14 protein-coding genes and 1 riboswitch are annotated in these 17,685 nt (G+C 61.5%); of the genes, 7 read left to right on the forward strand and 7 right to left on the reverse strand.

What is annotated here, in order from left to right; all coding sequences use genetic code 11:
• Positions 1 to 558: 558 nt before the first annotated feature.
• On the forward strand, positions 559 to 1,848 hold the full coding sequence (locus P3G66_RS25770; protein WP_276117303.1) for a plasmid pRiA4b ORF-3 family protein: 1,290 nt from the start codon (positions 559 to 561) through the stop codon (positions 1,846 to 1,848).
• A gap of 81 nt (positions 1,849 to 1,929) precedes the next feature.
• Here the strand turns inward: P3G66_RS25770 and P3G66_RS25775 are convergent, their stop codons facing one another.
• On the reverse strand, positions 1,930 to 2,505 hold the full coding sequence (locus tag P3G66_RS25775; protein ID WP_003940660.1) for a TerD family protein: 576 nt from the start codon (positions 2,503 to 2,505) through the stop codon (positions 1,930 to 1,932).
• A 113-nt stretch (positions 2,506 to 2,618) separates the two neighbouring features.
• Positions 2,619 to 5,801: a DEAD/DEAH box helicase gene (locus P3G66_RS25780; RefSeq protein ID WP_276117304.1), complete on the reverse strand. Its 3,183-nt coding sequence runs from the start codon at positions 5,799 to 5,801 to the stop codon at positions 2,619 to 2,621.
• Positions 5,802 to 5,913: 112 nt separating this feature from the next.
• Between P3G66_RS25780 and P3G66_RS25785 the strand changes: the two genes are divergently transcribed.
• Entirely contained in the window at positions 5,914 to 7,032 is a 1,119-nt protein-coding gene (locus P3G66_RS25785; RefSeq protein WP_007729245.1) for an alpha/beta hydrolase family protein, read from the forward strand.
• A 52-nt stretch (positions 7,033 to 7,084) separates the two neighbouring features.
• On the opposite strand, the gene P3G66_RS25790 is transcribed toward P3G66_RS25785, so the two are convergent.
• Positions 7,085 to 7,444: an excalibur calcium-binding domain-containing protein gene (locus P3G66_RS25790; protein WP_003940648.1), complete on the reverse strand. Its 360-nt coding sequence runs from the start codon at positions 7,442 to 7,444 to the stop codon at positions 7,085 to 7,087.
• A 172-nt stretch (positions 7,445 to 7,616) separates the two neighbouring features.
• Positions 7,617 to 8,990, reverse strand: coding sequence for a dicarboxylate/amino acid:cation symporter (locus P3G66_RS25795; RefSeq protein WP_003940669.1), 1,374 nt, complete (start codon positions 8,988 to 8,990; stop codon positions 7,617 to 7,619).
• Between the two features lie 339 nt (positions 8,991 to 9,329).
• On the opposite strand from P3G66_RS25795, the gene P3G66_RS25800 reads away from it, so the two are divergent.
• From P3G66_RS25800 to P3G66_RS25810, 3 genes are all read left to right on the forward strand, one after another.
• Positions 9,330 to 10,235: a phosphodiesterase gene (locus tag P3G66_RS25800; RefSeq protein ID WP_276117305.1), complete on the forward strand. Its 906-nt coding sequence runs from the start codon at positions 9,330 to 9,332 to the stop codon at positions 10,233 to 10,235.
• Between the two features lie 78 nt (positions 10,236 to 10,313).
• Positions 10,314 to 10,427: riboswitch (SAM riboswitch) on the forward strand.
• Complete coding sequence (locus tag P3G66_RS25805) at positions 10,410 to 11,756, forward strand: LLM class flavin-dependent oxidoreductase (RefSeq protein ID WP_276117306.1); 1,347 nt, start codon at positions 10,410 to 10,412, stop codon at positions 11,754 to 11,756. Its footprint overlaps the riboswitch before it by 18 nt.
• Before the next feature lie 20 nt (positions 11,757 to 11,776).
• Positions 11,777 to 13,144 (forward strand): NtaA/DmoA family FMN-dependent monooxygenase, encoded by a 1,368-nt coding sequence (locus P3G66_RS25810; protein ID WP_058227731.1) that lies wholly within the window; start codon positions 11,777 to 11,779, stop codon positions 13,142 to 13,144.
• 51 nt (positions 13,145 to 13,195) lie between these two features.
• Here the strand turns inward: P3G66_RS25810 and P3G66_RS25815 are convergent, their stop codons facing one another.
• On the reverse strand, positions 13,196 to 14,689 hold the full coding sequence (locus tag P3G66_RS25815) for a stealth family protein (RefSeq protein WP_020970156.1): 1,494 nt from the start codon (positions 14,687 to 14,689) through the stop codon (positions 13,196 to 13,198).
• Between the two features lie 279 nt (positions 14,690 to 14,968).
• Between P3G66_RS25815 and P3G66_RS25820 the strand changes: the two genes are divergently transcribed.
• Positions 14,969 to 15,202 carry a hypothetical protein gene (locus P3G66_RS25820; protein ID WP_007729258.1) on the forward strand — a complete coding sequence of 78 codons (234 nt, stop codon included), beginning with the start codon at positions 14,969 to 14,971 and terminating at the stop codon, positions 15,200 to 15,202.
• Positions 15,203 to 15,205: 3 nt separating this feature from the next.
• Here P3G66_RS25820 and P3G66_RS25825 read toward each other — a convergent pair whose 3' ends face one another.
• Positions 15,206 to 15,631, reverse strand: coding sequence for a nuclear transport factor 2 family protein (locus P3G66_RS25825; protein WP_031333638.1), 426 nt, complete (start codon positions 15,629 to 15,631; stop codon positions 15,206 to 15,208).
• Between the two features lie 234 nt (positions 15,632 to 15,865).
• Here P3G66_RS25825 and P3G66_RS25830 point away from each other — a divergent pair, with 234 nt between their 5' ends.
• Positions 15,866 to 16,840, forward strand: a complete 975-nt coding sequence (locus P3G66_RS25830; protein WP_134999875.1) for a TauD/TfdA family dioxygenase — start codon at positions 15,866 to 15,868, stop codon at positions 16,838 to 16,840.
• Here P3G66_RS25830 and P3G66_RS25835 read toward each other — a convergent pair whose 3' ends face one another.
• The gene (locus P3G66_RS25835; protein ID WP_276117307.1) at positions 16,841 to 17,683 is read right to left on the reverse strand and encodes a hypothetical protein; all 843 of its coding nucleotides are present in this window, start codon (positions 17,681 to 17,683) and stop codon (positions 16,841 to 16,843) included. It abuts the gene before it with no gap.
• Positions 17,684 to 17,685: the final 2 nt, after the last annotated feature.

Here is a 17,685-nt window from a genome sequence, read left to right on the forward strand (position 1 = left end):
ACTCGACAGGGTGTGGGAGAGTAGGACACCGCCGAACACACATTAGAGAAGCCCCCCAACCAGTACTGGTTGGGGGGCTTTCTCGTACCCAAAACACCCCACCACCACCAACACCCGAAAGCACCGCCGCCGGCACCCCCGACTTCGAGCGAACAGCACTTTCGTCGCCTCAGATCGACCCAACGTACCGTTCGCACCATCAAGGGCGGGCACGCCGCCGGCACCCCGGCATGGAGTGAACGGCACTCTCACCCTCCTCAACGAGGGGAACGGTACGTTCACTCCATCAGGGCAGGGATTGGGCGAGGACGATGCCGTCGCCGACGCACATAGCGACTTGTTAGCCAAGGTATAGATTGTGAACCGTCTCATAAGTCCGAAGTACTCTCCGATTTTGTGCCTTCGTCCCTAGCACTTTGGCCTAGGCTGAGTCTCATGGTGGGGTTGAGCAGCTCGAGGGTGTCGCATTTGCGACTCGTTCCGACGGAACCTGAAGAACTGCAAAGGTTTGTACAAGAAGCTGGCGGAGGGCGTGGGGGCATTCAGATTGCGCGATCGTTGCGTTCGAAGAGGCGCGCGGTACCGGCGCAATACGCGATACGTATCAGTGTCGACAATGTTTCCACTCAGATCTGGCGACGAATCCTCGTCGCGTCGGATCTGAATCTGGATGACCTGCATTCGGTGGTTCAACGGGCAATGGGGTGGAGTGACCGTCAATCGCACGCGTGGTCCAAGTCCGGCAGCCGATTTCCCGGCGAGGTCGAAGAGTACGTAGCTTCCGGGAGCAACGCCGAGCAGCGTCGGGCCGGCCGAGCGGCGATCGTAGAGTCCGCGGTACGCCTGGACGAGGTCATGGTCTCGCCTGGCGATGAAATCAGTTATCGCTACGGACGCTTCGGGAACTGGCGCCACACGCTGACACTTGAATCTTCCGAAGTACTGCCCGAAGGGTTCCAAGTTGTGTGTGCCGCGGGTCGCGGTGCTTGTCCGCCGGAGGAATGCGTCGGACCTGACGAGTACGAGCAACTCCTCGGTGTTCTCGCTTCGGAGAAGCTGCGCTCCCATGAATGGACCCTCGAATGGCCACAAACTGATTTCGAGCCGACACGATTCGAGATCGCTGAGGTCAATAATCGACTGCATAGTCCTAGACCGGACGAGATCGCTGCGTCGTACGACATTGCGAAGCTCGTCGAATGCCTGGGACCTTCGCGAGTCCCGGAACTGCATGCGGTCCTCGCCCGCGCTGGCATTGACGATCAGTCGGCAATCGGGGAGTTGGTCCACGTCGAGGCGGGCCAACGCATTCAAGCGGTTCTGGCTCTGATCGGTGTCGAAGGGATCGGTGCCGATGATTTCTTCACGACGGTCGACGCGATGCTCGACGAACCTGAACTGGGACCTGTAAACCTTCCCCAAGGGCGATCACTCTTCGCAGTGCTCAAGAAGTTCGGCCTGGTGCGAAAGCACAAAGGGCAGATTGTTCTGACGAAGCGGGGACAGTCGGCAGAGCGGGACACGTCAATGACGTGGTCGGTGATCGTCGAGGGAGTTCCGGTTGCGCCCGGCGGCTCGCAGAGGGCGGTGGAACTCCTTGTCCTCCTTGCCGTAGCCGCCGGCATGTCGCCGGCGGATCGTCATCGTTTCGTCGCGGGAGCGCTGGAGTCGATTCGGTCGTCGAGCATCCTGATGGCTGGAGCTCAGACTTCCAGACGTGACACGTCCGGGAGCACCGTAGAGGTGCTCGGATTGATCGGCGCTACGGGGTACGAGCTGGGGAAGTTCGGCAGCAAAGCGGACTCGCCCTGGGCTGTTCACCTCGCGAGGGCGATCTTGCGGCGTTAACTCGCGCGTCGACACAGACAACCGAAACGGGATTCGATCCGGCAATGCCGAATCGAACCCCGTTTCGTGTACCGGTAGAGATCAGATGTTCACGCCGTAGTCGCGGGCGATTCCGGCGAGTCCGGATGCGTATCCCTGTCCGACTGCACGGAACTTCCATTCGCCATTGTGGCGGTAGAGCTCACCGAAAAGCATGGCTGTCTCGGTGGATGCATCTTCGGAGAGGTCGTAGCGTGCCAGTTCGGAGCCGTTCGACAGATCTACGACGCGGATGTAGGCGTTGGTGACCTGTCCGAAGGACTGGAGTCGCGCATCGGCGTCGTGAATCGAGACGGGGAAGAAGATGTTGGTGACGTTGGGCGGTACAGCCGGGAGGTCGACGTTGATGACCTCGTCGTCGCCGTCACCTTCACCGGTGAGGTTGTCGCCGGTGTGCTCGATGGATCCGTCGGGCGAGCGAAGGTTGTTGTAGAAGACGAAGTGAAGGTCGGAAAGGACCTTGCGTTCCGGGCCGGTGACCAACGCGCTGGCGTCGAGGTCGAAGTCGGCACCACTGGTGCTGCGTGCATCCCAGCCGAGACCGACTGCGACCTTGGTCAGATTGGGTGCGGCCTTCGACAGAGATACGTTGCCGCCCTTGGCAAGTGTGACGCCCATTCAGGTTCCTCTCGTTCGAACGAAGTGGATTTCTTCGTTCGGGAGTTCTGTGTTGTCCGTTCGCGACTCACATTACCGTGAGCGGGTAGGTGCGGTTCGACCGAATAGGCACCTCACTCGAACAGCGCGCGAAGATCCTCGGCGTCGAGTCCGGTGCCCAGTGTGCCTTCGGCGTCCATGACATTCGAGAACAATGCCGACTTCTTGGCTTTGAGTGCCATGACCTTCTCTTCGATGGTGTCTTTGGCAATGAGGCGGTAGACCATGACGTTTCGTGTCTGCCCGATGCGGTGAGTACGGTCGACCGCTTGTGCCTCGGCGGCCGGGTTCCACCAGGGGTCGAGAATGAAGCAGTAGTCGGCCTCGGTGAGATTGAGGCCGAAGCCACCAGCCTTGAGGCTGATCAGGAAGACGGGGACTGCACCAGACTTGAACTCCTCCAACACTTCACCGCGATTGCGCGTCGAACCGTCGAGATAGCTGTACGCAGTTTTTTCCGCGTCGAGTCGGTTGCGGACAGAACCAAGGAACCCGGTGAATTGGCTGAAGATCAACGCGCGGTGTCCGCCCGCAACGACGTCGTCCAGTTGCTCGACGAGAGCGTCGACCTTGGCCGATGGGACGGGTCCGCTTTCCTCGTCGACCAGCGAGACGTCGAGACTGAGTTGGCGTAGTAGCGTCAGCGATTGCAGGATCGTGAACCGATTCTTGTCGACGTCGTCGAGCAGTCCGAGAATCTTCTGCCGTTCGCGTTGCAGGTGGGTGTCGTAGATCGCGCGATGGCTCGGATGCAACTCGATCTCGAGTACCTGCTCCTGCTTGGGCGGCAAGTCCGCAGCCACCTGTTCCTTGGTGCGCCGCACCATCAGCGGTTTGACGCGTCGTCGCAGTTGCGCCAATCGTTCTGCATCACCGTCTTTTTCGATGGGAGTGCGGTAGAAATCGGTGAAGGTGGTGGGGCTGGGAAACAGTCCTGGTGCAGTGATCGCGAGCAGCGACCACAACTCCAGAAGATTGTTCTCCATGGGTGTTCCGGTGATCGCGAGTTTGAACGGTGCGTTCACCGCCCTCGCACACTGGTGGACCTTGGACTTGTGGTTCTTGGCGAATTGGGCTTCGTCGAGTACCAGTCCGGACCAGCGGCCGGCGGAATACGCATCGGTGTCGAGGCGAAAGAGAGCGTACGACGTCACGACGATGTCCGCCCCGCCGACGAGTGCGGCCAGATCGGTTTTTCTGCGGCGCAGCGTGTCCGTGATGACAGCAGTGTGGAGGGTCGGTGCGAACTTCGCCACTTCGGACTTCCAGTTGGATACGACGCTGGTGGGTGCGACGATCAGAAAGGGAGGCGCGGCTGGATTCGATTGCCTTGCAGCGCAGATCATTGCGAGGGTCTGCAGGGTCTTGCCCAGGCCCATGTCGTCGGCGAGTATGCCGCCCAAGTTGTGCAGTCGGAGGAAATTGAGCCAACGGAATCCGTCGACCTGATAGGGACGTAGCGTTGCCGTCAACGTGTCCGGGACTTCGACGGGATCGATGCCCGAACTGCCGAGCAATCCTGCGATCTGCTTCTTCCAAGCTGCTGCTTGATGTTCGACCCTTCCGAGCGCCGTCAATTCTTCCCACAGTCCGGCCTGAAATTTGCTGATCCCGAGTTTGCCGGTAGGCCGATCGAGTAGCGACCGCGCTTCGGTGATGAGACGGTGCAGGCCGAGTAGTTCAGGTGCGTCGAGCCGAAAGAAGGCGCCGTCCGGTAGCAGTATGTGAGTCTCGCCCTTGCTCAGAGCAGAGAACAGTGTTGTGAACGGAACGCTTTGTCCCGCAACATCGACGGTGACATCGAGGTCGAACCAGTCGGATCCGCTGTCCCCGTCGGGGGCTGATGTGCTGAGGCCGATCACGACAGCGTCGTCTGCAGGCCGGTAGTCGGCGGGGGTTCCTGCAACCGTGAGGTCGATGGCGTCGTGCGCTTCGAGTTGGGGCAGGAGGTCGAGTGTGAACTGCATGGAATCGAGGCCGGTCAAAGTTCCCGCGAGAGTGGCCTTCGCCGCGGCCGCACCGAGGCTCTTGGCAATGGCATCTTCGGCAACGTGGTTGCGGATCTCGGACTCGTCGGTGGTTGTGTCTGCGGTAGAAATGATCAGTTCGTCGGCATCGACGGTGTACTTCCATGCCGATTCGATGTCGATGCGGTGGTTGTCCGCGTAAGTGGCCATCAGTTGTAGCCGAGGACCGGACACAGTCGGTGGGTTGTAAGCACCGTCGGAAGATATGACGGGAGCGAGGTTTCCGAGTTTGAACACGAACCGCGACGTGAATGCATCCCGATGCTCGGCGGGTATGTCGACCGATTTTCCGGAGTCGATCAACTGCCTCAATTGGTGAGTTATCGGCGTGTGCAGTGGTGCGAGAGTGATCGCGTTGGCGGCGTCGAGCGCGAAGACGCCATGTGCCGGCGTGCCGACCAGTCCCCAGTCGGAATGAGTCACGATGTGCCCATCGGTCTGAATTCGGGGAGTGAGACGGAGGTTGTTGTCTTCCGCTCCGTGGACGTCGAGGCAGATGTTGGCGTCGTAGAGTAGGGAGATGTTGCCGAGGCCGGCTTTCGAGTGAACGAGTGAAACGCCGACGCTGATGGCCTCACGAAGAAGCGACCAGAGTTGCGGGCTCGCGAACCCGGCAAGATCGATTTCCGCGGCATTTTGATTTCGGTAGTAGTTGCCGGCGCTGTGGAGGAGATGTATGTCGCGTAGAACCCGGAGGTGATCTGCGGGGAACTGAAAAGTGCTTCCGAGTTTGTTCCAGGCGAGCCCGCCGGAGATCCACCCTCTCGCTCCTGGTTGTACGGGTTTGATGATGAGCCTTGTCGATGCGCCCTTGGTTCGGGTGGTGAATTGAATGCCAAGTCCACGTGTAGTGCGGCCGGCCAGGTCTGGTCGGAGCAACTCCTCGAGCGCGCGGTCCCATCCGAGTTGTCGTGGCGTCGTGTTCGCCTCGGCCACCGCTGCGAGTACCAACGCGGCCACGTGTTTGCAGTTCATCCGCACGGGGCACGTGCAGATGCCACGCGTGAATGTGGCAGCACCGGCCGCGCTGTGACTTATCGAGATTGTGCAGGTGTACGGCTCCCGCGCGGTCCCCGCCACGGCGCCGGTCAAGGTGTCAGGGGTGTCGTTCCATGCGATGGATTCGACTGCATTCTGCCGCAGGTAGGTAAGTCCGCGTTCGTAGGTGGTTGTGCCCACGACAGCGCGAATTCGGTCGAGGTCGAGGGCCCTGACTGAATCCGGTTGCACGGGGGCCAGCCTAGTAGCGGCGACCGACAGATCTTGTCGTGGTCGTTTGTCCAAGAAAGTCCGAACTGCACGGTATGTTCACGGAATCATCTTTGACTGGTTTGGGAGTTTCATGAGGACTGAGCGGCGTGCGTGGATTCGATCTGCGCGCACAGGTGCGGTGTGTTTGGCCGTCTGTGCACTTTCTTTGCAATTGGGCGGACTGTCGACGGCAGCGCCGAGTTCCGGAAGCTCGGGTAGTTCGGGAAGTCTGGGCAGCGTCGAGGGAAGCGTGAGCTCGGGGTCGACGATCCCGGGACCACTTCAGGAGGATCCGGGCCCCAAACCGGACCTGCGCGACGACATCGTCGTCCCGGCCATCGTCGGCGAGAAGGTGACCGCACCACAGGCGATCAGGCTGACGGTGGCGTCGCCTGCACTTCGACGCGAGGTCGGCGTCGAGATTTTGCTACCCGCTGACAATTCGGTTCCGCGCCCAGCGCTGTACATGCTCGAGGGTGTCGACGCCGGAGAGAAAAGCAGCGGATGGATGACGATCGGCGGCGCCCCGGCGTTCTTCGCCGACAAGAACGTCAACGTCGTGATGCTCAATGGCGGAATCGCGAGCCTGTACTCGGACTGGGAGAATCCGGATCCGCGGCTGGGACTGCACAAGTGGGAAACCTTCATCACCGAGGAGTTGCCACCGCTGATCGACGCGCGACTCGAGACCAACGGAATCAACGCGATTGCCGGCAATTCCATGGGCGCGATGGGCGCAATGATGCTCGCCCAACGCTTTCCGGACATGTACCGCGGCGTTGCCGTATTCAGCGGCTGCTATTCCACGATGGATCCGCTCGGCCGAACTGCCGTCCAGGCCACGATATCGTCTCGAAGCGGAGATCCGGCCAACATCTGGGGTGTGCCAGGGGGACCGGAGTGGGAGGCACACGATTCGTTGATCAACGCAGAGAAGTTGCGTGGCAAGGAAATCTACGTGTCGACTGCAAACGGTCGTCCCGGGTCCGACGAGACGCTGCAGACTCCTGAACTGCTCGAGCGTCTGGTGATCGGCGGCGGCATCGAGGTTGCCGCCCACGCCTGCACCAAGATGTTCGACGCGCGGTTGCAGGAGCTGAAGATTCCGGCGCAGGTGGATTACGAGCCGAACGGCACGCACGCGTGGGCGTATTGGCGTGAACGACTGCCGAAGGCGTGGCCGACTCTGTCCCGAGCATTGGGCGTCTGACGGTTCGACAACAGTGCTCGGGTTGTGGATGCACCACAACCCGAGCGTTGGATCACTCGCAGGCGATGCCGTCGTTGTCGCGGTCGAGATGCGGGGCGTATCCGTTCTGGCCCCGGTACAACGGAGCTGCGCCGGCATTACGAACGGCTGTGCAGTTCTGGTAGTACCGCGCTGGTGCGGGAGTGTTCTGCGGCGCCGGCTGGTTCTGGGGCGCTTGCGGAGCGGGCGGCGCCGGCGGTGCGAAGACCGGGGGAAGGAACGGCTGGACTGCGTCGGCAGAGCCAGTCGGAATCATGCGTGCGATCTCGATCGGTAGGAAATCGAAAACCGTGGATGCCTGAGCGGCGGGCGCGGCAACCAGAGTGATTGCGGCGCAACCTGCGACGCTGAATGCCAGACGGCGGAGCTTCATGTGACCTCGTGTTCAACTGGGCAGCCCTTCCACTTCGGAGGGCTGTGCCGGCTGAGCATACTGGTCATAACGACCAAATGGTTTATTTCGGTAAGGGTGAAATCTGGGGTGAAAAGCAGCGTCCCCGCACCGTATTGCTCAGGTGCGAGGACGCTGCTGTAGTCATCGAGGGTTACGCGTCGACAAGTTCCTCGGCGAAGGGGTCACCGTTGCGGGGAGCGTCGAAGCGCTCCTTGTCGAGGATTCCCTCACGCTTTGCGACGATGACCGGGACCAGTGCCTGGCCGGTGACGTTGACTGCGGTACGGCCCATGTCGACGATCGGTTCGACTGCGAGGAGCAGTCCGACGCCGGCCAGGGGAAGACCAAGGGTGGAGAGTGTGAGTGTGAGCATGACTGTCGCACCGGTGGTTCCGGCCGTTGCCGCTGAGCCGATGACCGAGACGACGACGATCAACAGGTAGTCGGTGAAGGTCAGCGGAACGTCGTAGAAGCCTGCGACGAAAATCGCCGCGATCGCGGGATAGATTGCGGCGCAACCGTCCATCTTCGTGGTGGCACCGAGCGGAACGGCGAACGAGGCGTACTCACGCGGAACGCCGAGGTTGCGTTCGGTGACGCGTTCGGTCAACGGCAGGGTGCCGATCGACGAGCGCGAGACGAATCCGAGCTGAGTTGCGGGCCAGACGCCGGAGAAGAAGCTTCGAACCGAGAGGCCGTGTGCGGCAATCAGGATGGGGTAGACCACGAAGAACACGATCGCCAGACCGATGTAGATGGCGGCGGTGAAGACGCCCAGCGACCCGATCGCATCCCATCCGTAGGTGGCGACAGCGTTGGCGATCAGCGCAGCGGTGCCGATCGGGGCAAGGCGGATGATCCACCACAGGACCTTCTGGACGATCGCGAGCAGCGACGCGTTGAACTCGAGGAACGGCGCAGCCTTGGGGCCGATCTTCAGTGCAGCAATGCCGATTGCGCCGGCGATGACGAGCAGCTGCAGGACGTTGAAGCTCAGCGATGTAGTCGCCACGCCTTCGGCGACGGAAGTCTTTGCGCCCAGCCCCAGGAAGTTGTTCGGAACCAGTCCGGTGATGAACGCCCACCACGAGCCGGAGCTCTTGGGTTCCTTTGCTGCTTCGGCGGCGACATCGGTCCGTGAACCGGGATCGGTGATCAGGCCGACGATGATGCCGATGATCACAGCAATGAAAGCGGTGATCGCGAACCAGAGCAAGGTCTGCACGGCCAGGCGAGCTGCATTGGCGACCTGGCGCAGGTTGGCGATGGAGCTGACAATGGCGGTGAACACCAGCGGGATAACCGCAACGGTGAGCAGCTTGACGTAACTCGAACCGATGGTCTGCACGGTGCCGACCAACCAGTTGACGTTGCCGTCGGCTGCATCAGGCATTGCCCGGGCGACGAGACCGATGATGACACCGAGTACGAGACCGGCGACGATCTGCGGTCCGAATGCCGTCGCCCAGGACGGAAAACGGGACGTGGACTTTTCCGGCACGCCGGTGGAGGTGGAGCTGGGCATGACTATGCCTTTCGAAAATCAAGGGAGCGAAACGCAGCGCGGCACCAGAGGCCGGGCAGATTCGAAGAAATGTTTCCTGGTACGCGTCAGGTCAGAGCGAGCGCGTACACATTGCGCTCGCCTGCAGGCGAAGGTCGACGTAACGCCGACTGGTCAGGAACAACACTGTCCACACACTACTCGCAGCTTCAACTACTCGATCCCGAGGGTCGCCGCGGGAGTTCGCTTCGTGTTCGTCGGGTGTGCCCCGATCAGTCACTGTTGGTCGGTTGACTAGTCTCGACGATCAGTAGGTGCCGCACCGGCGCCTACGCGTCGGCAAGCGGAAGCGAGAGACCGATGAGCGTTCGGAATGCCGAGTACCCGCGTCCGAAGCATTTCCTGGTGCACCTCAGTGACACGCATCTGGTGGCTCAGGGGGAGTTGTACGACGCCGTGGATGCGTCGACGAGATTGCGGGAAGTGCTCAGCGGGATCGTGGCCTCGGGCGCACGCCCGGATGGACTGATATTCACCGGCGACCTGACCGACCAGGGACACCCCGACGCATACGCGGAATTGAAAGCCATCGTGGAACCCGTGGCGGCCGAGATCGATGCGCAGGTCGTCTGGGCGATGGGCAACCACGACGACCGCCCTACGTTCAGATCTCTGCTGTTGGGCGAGGACGCCACCGATCATCCCGTCGACAACGTCTACGACCTTGACGGACTGCGGGTGATCACCCTGGATTCGTCGGTTCCCGGTCATCACTACGGTGAGATCTCGGATCGTCAATTAGACTGGCTACGAACAGAATTGACGGTGCCGGCGCCCGACGGAACAATTCTGGCGCTGCATCATCCGCCGGTTCCGTGCATTCAGGATCTCGCGGTTCTGGTGGAGTTGCGCGATCAGTCCCGGTTGGCAGACGTCTTGCGTGGCAGCGACGTCCGGGCGATTCTTGCCGGGCACCTGCACTATTCGACGACGGCGACGTTCGCCGGCATTCCGGTTTCCGTGGCGTCGTCGACGTGTTACACCCAGGACTTGAACGTGGAAGTCGGTGGTCAGCGTGGTCGTGACGGGGCTCAGGGGTGCAATCTGGTGCACGTGTACGACGAGACAATTGTTCATTCGGTCGTTCCACTCGGTGCGCACGTGACGGTCGGTGAGCCCGTCGACGCGGCCGAGGGTGCCCGGAGGCTCAGTGCTGCCGGCATTCGAATCCTCGAGAGCGAAAAGGCGGCACGCTCGATCATCTGAGGTCGCAGGCGGTTTCCGGCACCCACGCGCAGTTCCGGGTGATTGCCGGGCGGTCGCGTACTCACTACCGTCGAGGTAGGTGCAGAGCTCCAGCAACAAGGACCGGCTAGCTGGACGGCAACCCTTCATGCCGATGGGGTGCCCCGGAATCACACCTGGCGATACGCGCGGTGCGTGTCGCAAGCGGCAGTCGCCACGAGAACCGTCAGTCGGGTGCTGACGGTTTCTGCGGTCGGCACTGTGCGCTCCCGAGTAGTTCTCGAACAGGAGTATGCGCCGATGACCTCCACCCCTTCTTCTCATCTTGCTCCGTTGCATCTCGCCGTAGCGCTGGACGGTACCGGTTGGCACCCAGCGGCCTGGCGAGAGCCGCACTCGCGCCCGAGTGAGCTGTTCAGCGCGTCGTATTGGACTGACGTGGTGACGATCGCCGAGCGTGGTCTGCTCGATTTCGTCACCATCGAGGACAGTCTCTCGGTGCCGGCCAACCCACTCGAGCCTGTCGACGACGCGGTTGACCGGGTGCGCGCTCGGCTCGACGCACATCTCGTGGCCGCCCGACTGGCACCGATCACGAGCAACATCGGCTTGATCCCGACCATCACCACCATTCACACTGAGCCGTTTCACGTGTCCAAAGCCGTTGCCACGCTGGACTACACCTCGCGCGGTCGCGCCGGATGGCAGGTGAAGGTTTCGGCGTCGGAATCCGAGGCAGCACAGTTCGGGCGCCGCGACATCCCAGCGCTCACCGATGCCGACCGTCAGTCGATCGTTTCAGGCGTCCTCCCGGACTTCGTGCGCGCGCTGTTCGACGAAGCTGCGGAGGCAGCCGACGTCGTCCGGAGACTCTGGGACAGTTGGGAGGACGACGCCGAGATCCGTGATGTGGAGCAGCGCCGATTCATCGACCGGGACAAGCTGCACTACATCGACTTCGAGGGAAAGTACCTCTCGGTCCGTGGACCGTCGGTGACTCCGCGCCCGCCGCAGGGGCATCCCGTCGTCACCGCATTGGCTCATCAGCGGGTCGCGTACGAGCTGGCGGCGCGGACGGCCGATCTGGTGTTCGTGACGCCGTTCGACGACGAGCAGGTCACGGCAATCCTGGGTGAAGTGCGAGCAGCCGAAGAACACGTGCAGCGCACCGGCGAACCGCTTCGGGTCTTCACCGACATCGTCGTATTCTTCGATGCTCCGGAAGAAACCGGAAAGGAACGGCTCGCTCGCCTCGACGCGCAGGCCGGCGCCGAATACCGTTCGGACGCGCTGACCTTCACCGGCACCGCGGCTGAGTTGGCAGATCTTCTGCTCCGGTGGCAGCAGTTGGGAATCGACGGCTTCCGGTTGCGGCCGGGCGTCGTCGTGGACGACCTCGACGCCATCGCCGGTGAGCTGGTGCCTGAATTGCAGCGACGCAACGTATTCCGCACCGAATATCCGCAGACGAATCTTCGCGGACTCCTTGGCCTACCCATCGACGTTCCCAACCGCTACGCCGCCGGTACTCCGGCCGCCTGACAGACGAGGAATACATTTTCATGAGTTCTCAGAAGCGTAAGCAGGTCATCCTGGGTGCCTACCTCGGCGGCGTCAACCATCACACTGCATGGTGGGATCCGCAGGCGGGCAGCCAGATCGAGTTCGATTCCTTCGAACACACCGCTCGAACCGCCGAGCGTGGGAAGTTCGACTTCTTCTTCCTCGCCGAAGGCCTTGCCCTTCGTGAGCGTGCAGGACAGATTTTCGATCAGGACATCATCGGTAGGCCGGACACCTTCACCGTGCTCGCATCGTTGGCGGCAGTGACCGAACACCTCGGTTTGGCAGGCACCATCAACGCCACGTTCAACGAGCCTTACGAGCTGGCAAGACAATTCGCGACGCTCGATCAGTTGTCCGGAGGACGTGCCGCCTGGAACGTCGTCACCTCGTTCGACGCATTCACCGGCCAGAACTTTCGTCGCGGCGGATACCTGGATCGTGCGCAACGATACGAGCGTGCGGAGGAGACCGTAGCGCTGGTGCGTCAACTCTGGGATTCGTGGCGCAATGACGACATCGTGGCCGACAAGGCATCAGGGCGCTTTCTCGCGCGACCGGATGCCGGTGAATTCGCTTTTCATGGATCGCATTTCGACGTGAACGGCCGATTCACAGTGCCGCGTAGCCCGCAAGGGCGCCCGGTTATTCTGCAGGCCGGGGTGTCGCCGCAGGGGCGCGATTTTGCTGCCGGCAATGCCGACGCGATCTTCTCACCGTACGGTCAGTTGCCCGAGGCGGCCGATTTCTATCGCGATATCAAAGCACGTGCCGTTGCGGCCGGACGTGACCCGGGTGACATCAAGATCCTGCCGTCGGCGAGTTTTGTTCTCGGCACCTCGGAGGCAGATGCGATCGAGAAGTACCGAGAGATTCGCGACCAGCAGGTCACCGGCCAGACCGCTTTGGTTCTGCTCGAACAGATCTGGAATCTCGATCTGTCGAAGTACGACCCCGAAGGACCACTACCCGATATCGCTCCGGATCCCGAGGCTCCGCCGATCATCCAGGGCCGCGCCTTCATTCACCAAGATCGTTTCGCGACCGTCGCAAAACTGCGCGCGGTAGCGGAGAGCAAGAAGTTGAATCTGCGCGAAGTGGTGATCGATCAGTTCGAGCGTGGACCGATCGTCGGTACACCGCAGCAGGTTGCCGAGAAAATAGATTCGTTTGTCAGCAACGACGGTTCGGATGGGTTCATCCTCGGGTCGCACCTTGTGCCGACCGGCCTCGACGAGTTCGTCGACGACGTGGTGCCGCTGCTGCAGGATCGAGGTGTTCTCCGCAGTGACTACGAAGGAACGACGTTGCGTGACAATCTCGGTCTGCCCATTCCGGTGCAACGGGAGCATGTGACAGCACGCTGATCGACCGAAGTAGCAAGGGCCCAGCCGAAATCGGCTGGGCCCTTGTTTCGTCTAGGCTTCCCAGGGCGCCGGGATGGGGTAGTAGCTCTCCAGGAACTCCGTGATCTTGCGTGTCCGAAGTTCCAGATCGATCTCCGGAGCGCTGCCGTCGTTGAGGCAGAAGAAGTCCATGGAGCGCTTGGCGAGCAGTGAGTCCATGTCGCGCAAACCGGCCTTGACCGTCGTGTCGACGTATTTGACGGCGGCGGACTTCTGCACCACCGACCGTCCACTCATGAGCGTGTAGTAGTGGTACAGCGAATTGGTCACCGAGATATTGGAACTCGCGCGGAAGGTGCTTGCTGCAGTGGCCGCGAAGTCTTCGGCGAACTCGCGTTCCATCTCGGCCATCACGCTCTTGCGTAGTGGCGTCGCTGCGTGCTCCAGATGTCTGGTGGTCATCAGACCGAAGCGGTCCTGCAGCAGACGGCGGTTGACGCGGGCCGCATTCTCGAACCCGCTGCGGTCGTTGTCGTTGTGTCCCAATCCGATTCTGGTGTCGGCCTCGATGAACATGCTGATCCCACCGGGGGAGAAGAACATGTCAGGGCCGACGGGGCGACCGAAGAACATGTCGTCATTGGAGTAGAGGAAATGCTCTGCCAGACCCGGAATATGGTGCAGCTGGCACTCGACAGCTTGAGAATTGTGGGTGGGCAACACACTTGGATCGGCGAAGAACTTTTCGCTGGGCATGAACGTGACTCGCGGATCGTCGGCAAGCCAGTCCGGACGATCGGAATCGGTTGCGACGAAGATCCGCCGGATCCACGGCGCGTACATGTGGATAGATCTAAGTGCGTATTTGAGCTCGTCGATCTGACGGAAGCGCGCTTCTGATTCGTCGCCCTCGCCGACGATGTAGTTCTGCATGCGCTTGGCGCGCTGAGCCTGAAACTCTTTGGAAGAACCGTCGACCCAGGAAAAGACAAGATCGATATCGAAGCTGATATCGGAGGCATGATCGGCGAACATGTTCTCGATGGTCGGCCAGATCCGGCCGAATCGCTCGACGGTTCCTCGGACAGCTTCTTCGGGGAGGACGGTTCGTCGTGTCAGTGAGTTCTCGACGGGTAGGACGATTTCTTCGTCGGAAATCGACCACAATTCGATCTGAACGCCGATGTTCGCGCCGTAGTTCATACCGCTTGCGACGTGAACCCTCGGACGGAACAAGCGGAAGATCCGTGACTTGTTGGTTTTCGACAGGGCACCGTCCGCGACAAGGAGCGCTGGACTCTTCTTCGCGTCGACGGTTTTGGAATAGAAGGGTGCGTTTGCGCATCCCTCGACAAGTGCCTGCCGCAGGTTCTTGCGTTCCGTCCAGCTGACCGCGATGACCGGGCGCTCGTCGTTTCCGCGGACGAGTAGATACTCGATTCCTGCGGCGTCGAGGATGTCGCGGATGAAGAGGAGATCTTCGACCATCGCTTCGAGCGGCGTGGTGGTCGTGATCGCGAGGGCAAAACGATTCTTGAATCGGACGGTCTCGGGTAGCTCGCCCATCCGTGCGCGTGACGCGGCCGACGCCGGTTCCACGGGATTGGGGCTGTCCTGCTCCGGGGGTACGAAGTAGATGTCGTGCGGAGCGGGAGATTCTGTAATGGGATGCCTTCCGATTCTGATCCAACTGTGTATCTGTCGCCCCGACGCTGCGAGAGCGTGGTGGCGACGAGCTCAGTCTATGCCGTCGGCGCCGAAAGTCGGACATGAGTGACGGGGATGGGTAGGGCGGGGCGAGTCGGGTACCCCGAGGACCGAAGCGAGAGTGAAGGAGGAGAACCGATGCGTGTGAAAGCGATGGTCGGAACAGGCGCGATGGCTGTTGCGCTGGCCGCCGGCCCAGTTGCGACAGCGTCTGCGGAGCGAACCGAGGCAGCGGGGTCGGAGGGTTCACCAGAGATGCTGACCTGCGAGGTGGTCTTCGATGCACTCGAAGACATGAGCCCGGAATGGACGGAAGAGGGGATCGATCAGGTCGAAGACTGGTGTGAGGCGATCACCGGCGAAGAAGACTGACCGTCAGCCGCGCGAGATCACTCGTCGCGACAGTCGCCACCGCCCGTCTTCGAGTTCGAACTCGTCCGCGTAGCTCCCGACGCCGCTGAGTTCGGGCGACGTGGCTGTGTCGACGTAGAACGTCCACACCGCATCCGCGCGGGCTGTCGTTTCCGAGGTCACGTCCACGGCGATCGCCGTGGTGACGTGGCGTGTGAATGTGCCCGGGCCTTGTATGCCGGCGGCTCGACGCTCGACTACTCCAGCAGCAATTTCTTCGCGGCCACGTCGTACCTGTGCGGGGATACCGCGATCGGGGTTGGCCGGCATGTTCCATTCCGCCTCGCGGGTGAACTGCTCCACGTAATCCTCGACCGAGCCGGTATCGGCAAGATGCGCGATGCGAGCGAGCGTTGAACGAATCTGTTCGGCAGGGCCCTCGGGTTGCATGCTGTCCTCCGTAGACGTTGGTGCGGCAGATCGCACGCTACAGCTCATGACGACAACGACGACGGCCTCGTCCCAGTGAGCGGCAATATTCTCCGACGAGGGAGCGGTGAACTTTGAGATCACCTCGAGTTCAACCGTATTCGAGCCCGCAGCGTAAATGATTGAGTGTTCACAGTAGGCAGCGCCATGACGACTGCCGCGCCCGTAGGCTTGACCGACTCACAGGAGATCGCCATGTCCGTCACCGAACTCGAACGTGTCACCCAGACCCCGGAGCAGATCTACGCTGCCGGCGGAATCACCGTCCACAAAGTAGGCGAGCTGATCGGCGCCCGCATCGACGGCGTCCATCTCTCCGGCGACTTGTCCGAAGAGACCGCCTACGCGATCAACTATGCGCTGGCAGCGCACAAGGTTGTGTTCTTCCGTGGGCAGCAGCATCTCGACGACACGTCGCAGTACGAATTCGCCGGAACCCTCGGCACCCAGACCACCCCGCATCCGACGGTGAAGTCCAGGGGCGACAAGCTGTTGGTGCTCGACCGAGCCGCCAACAGTTGGCACACGGACGTGACGTTCGTCGACCGCATCCCGAAAGCCTCGATTCTGCGAGCGACGACCATTCCCGAGTACGGCGGAGCGACCACGTGGGCGTCGACTACCGCCGCGTACGACCAACTGCCGTCTTCACTCAAGGTCTTGGTCGAGAATTTGCGGGCCGTTCACACCAATGCCTACGACTATGCCGAGGTTGTCGATCAGGCGAACCCGGTAGACGCGCAGCGCCAGGCCTACTACGCCGAATTCACCCGTGAGATCTACGAGACCGAACACCCGGTGGTGCGTATCCATCCGGCGACGGGGGAGAAGACCCTCCTGCTCGGTCACTTCTTCAAGGAGTTCGTCGGGCTCAAACCGTCGGAGTCGGTAGCTCTTTACCAGATCCTGCAGGCACGAATCATCAAGTTGGAAAACACTGTTCGATGGAACTGGTCGGCCGGCGACCTGGCGATCTGGGACAACCAGGCGACTCAGCATTACGGTATCGCCGACTACGGGACTCAGGCGCGCAGTGTGCACCGAGTGACATTGGCCGGCGACGTCCCCGTCGACGTCCACGGCGAGCAGAGTCGAATCCTCCAGGGTGACGCCGCGGAGTATTCGATCATCGCGGACATCGATCGGCTTCCCGGCTTCGCCGCGAACTGATCAGTCGTGCTGCGGGTGATCCGGCGGGAACATCTGTCCCCATGAGTGACTGCACGCTCGGCACGTCCATTCCGGGGTGTCCGGTCCCACGACGCAGCCAGTTACGGCGAGCCACGGTAGGTGATCGAACGGATGGACCGGCATCCCCGGGGCACACTGAGCGGTTCTGTGTGCACCGCAGTGTGGGCACGGTGGATTTTTCGCCAGCATGTAGTCGATGAAGTTGGTGTGCCCAGACGTGGCCATCCTTCCGGTGCACTTGCGGCACAGGACGGCTGGGTAGTCGTCACCAGGTTCAGCCTGCCTGAAGATCCGTGATGCGGAATGAAAGTGAAGGCGATCGCTGCTGTTGAACTTTCGCAACGGCATCGGTGAGCCGCAACCTGTGCAGTTTCCCCGCTCGTTCATCAACGTTCGGGCGTGGGCAGCTGTGGACGTCGGATCCAGCGTGTCGATGTCGCCGAAGTAGTGCGCATAGTGTGACTGGCCGGCCGTGAGAATCCCGTCGGCCAGTGCGTCGTCGACCGGCCCAGGATCCGTGGGAAACGTGATGGACCATCGTTGTTCGAGTTCTGGAACGGTGGGCAAACCGTGGAGTTCGTACGGGCGTTCATCGACTTCCATCCGCGACGTGCCGTCGAAGGGCGCAGCCACGGTCTCGATGCAGAGCAGCGTGCGAGGAGTGGTGTCGAGAACAGTGATCAGCAGGTCGCCGATGGCCATCTTTCCGCGCATGATCCAGGGATCGACACGGGCACGGGGTTCGAGAAACGCGACCACGGCATCGAGCCACGGCGTGCCGAGTGCGATGAATACGTGCTGACCGGAGCTCCGCGTGATCATCG

The sequence above is a fragment of the Rhodococcus sp. C3V genome (genome assembly GCF_029269915.1).
GTDB lineage: Bacteria > Actinomycetota > Actinomycetes > Mycobacteriales > Mycobacteriaceae > Rhodococcus_F > Rhodococcus_F qingshengii.